Origin of the sequence: Curtobacterium sp. ISL-83, assembly GCF_018613895.1 — a bacterium.
In the GTDB taxonomy this organism is placed as follows: Bacteria; Actinomycetota; Actinomycetes; order Actinomycetales; family Microbacteriaceae; genus Curtobacterium.
Genome location: NZ_JAGGPH010000027.1, coordinates 6,646 through 8,554, shown reverse-complemented (window position 1 = coordinate 8,554; position 1,909 = coordinate 6,646). Strand labels below are relative to the sequence as shown.

Genomic DNA, 1,909 nt, shown 5'->3' with positions numbered 1-1,909 from the left:
CCTCGGTCGCCGGGCCCCGCCCCCGCAGGTGTCCGACGAGCACCCGGCGGAGGGCCTCGTCGCGGTCCGGGACGTCGGCGCGCGCGGGCGCCCACTCGTCGAGGAGCACGATGCCCTGGCCGACCCGCGCCGTCGGACCCCACGCGACGAGGCCCTCCTGCGAGAGCCGGAGCAGCAGGTGGTAGCCGCGGCCGGCCGTGGGATCGATCCCGGCGGCCTGCCAGTGCGCGAACAGGTCGTCCCGGACGAGCGCGTTCCGGCCGGCCAGCACCCGGACGGCGACGTCCCGCGCCGTGCCGAGGAGTGGTTCGTCGATACCGAGTTGGGCCTCGCGCCGAGCGAGTGCACGGACAGTCCGGTCCGCGGTCAGGGAGAGCAGCAGTCGCAGGTCGTCCGGCCGCATCGCGTGCAGCGTGCCGCGCATCGGCCACGACCGGACGACCTCGCCGCGGTCGAACGCCGCCCGGACGTCGTCACGATCGGACCCCGGCGCGCGGACCCCGATCGCCCAGAGCACCTGCCCGAGATCCTGCCCCTGCACGGCGAGCATGTGTCCGACGGCGTCGGTGGGGCCGGCGCCGGTGCGGCCGATGCCCTGTGCGGCGAGCCGCATCGAGCGGAGCTGCGTCGCCGTGATCGTCATGCCGTCAGCATGCCCGACCCCGCCGTCACCCGCGCGCTCGCGCCCGCACCAGCGCCCGAACCGTCACGCGCGCGCTCGCACCTGCCCCAGCCGGCACCGGCATCGCCCGCGTCAGGCGACGGCGGCGGCGATCTCCGCGGCGTGCTGCTCGAGGTACGCCACGTCGGCCCGGTACAGGTCGGCGTGGCCGTGCTCCAGGTCGCTGACGAACTTCGGGTTCCCGGCGGCGGCCTCGGTCTCGATCGTCGTCACGAGCGCGACGAGGGACGCCACCATCGTGTCGGCGAGCACCGAGCGGGACCGGTCGTCGAGGTCGTACGCCCGGCAGAACTCCGCCGCCCGCTCGAGCCGCTCGTCCAGGGTCGGCGCGGTGACCCCTTCGACGATCCCGGTCGTGAACGGGGCGAACCGGTACACGGCGCTCGCAACGTCCCACACCCGCGGTCCGGGGTGGGCGGTGTCGAAGTCGATGAGCCCGACCGCGGCGATGCCGTCGTACACGCAGTTGTACGGGGCGAAGTCACCGTGCACGATCGTCTCGACGGGCGCCCGCTCGGCCTGCGACCACACGTCACGCGACGGGTCCCGCGCGAACGACGACGCGGCGTCGTGAAAGTGCCGGAGCAGCCGGGCGCTCGTGACGAGCGCGGCCTCGCTCCCGACGTCCTCGGTCCACGGGTACTCGCCCGCCTCGCCGGGCACGAACGACACGGTCTCGAGGCTGTCGCCGAGTGCGATGGGTTCCGGCGCCGCGACGAATCCCTGTTCGTGCAGGTGCGCGAGCAACCGGTGCACGGTGGGTGTCCACGGGCCGGCCGGGCGGTGGACACGGTCGTCGGCCCTGGTGATCCGCTCCATCGGGAACCTCCTGAATCAGTACGTCTCCGTTGACGTGCCCGCCAGCGTATCGGCGGAGACCCCGGAACGCCGCACAACGGACACGCCCGCGGCCCGCGGATGACGCCCCGCGTCAGGGCGCAGGGCCGCCGGTCAGGACGGAGCGCTGCTGCTCCGGGCTCAGTGCTGCGCGCGGAGCCAACTCGGGCCGCGCACGCCGGCACCGACCGCCTCCACGCGGGCACGGAGCGCACGGTCCGCCGTCACGACCAACACCGGACCGTCACCGTCCTCGACCGCGGCCCGTGCGGCGTCGACGATCGCGTCGTCGCCCGAGCCGGGCGCCCGGACGACGTCCACCGCTCCGGTCCCGAGCCCACCGGCACCGATCCCGTCCGGACGCGCTGCGCCAGGAGCCCCAGCGTCCGG

General features: G+C 75.0%; 2 protein-coding genes and 1 pseudogene. All 3 read right to left on the bottom strand.

Translation table 11 applies throughout. The annotated features are described in order from the left end of the window. Positions 1-643: DNA glycosylase AlkZ-like family protein (locus J7E22_RS16945; RefSeq protein WP_214983015.1), on the bottom strand; the 643-nt coding region annotated here is incomplete at its 3' end. A 111-nt stretch (positions 644-754) separates the two neighbouring features. Further along, positions 755-1,501 carry a phosphotransferase enzyme family protein gene (locus J7E22_RS16940; protein ID WP_214983014.1) on the bottom strand — a complete coding sequence of 249 codons (747 nt, stop codon included), beginning with the start codon at positions 1,499-1,501 and terminating at the stop codon, positions 755-757. A gap of 159 nt (positions 1,502-1,660) precedes the next feature. Next, positions 1,661-1,909 (bottom strand): annotated as a pseudogene (locus J7E22_RS17795) (NTP pyrophosphohydrolase); the annotation flags it as partial.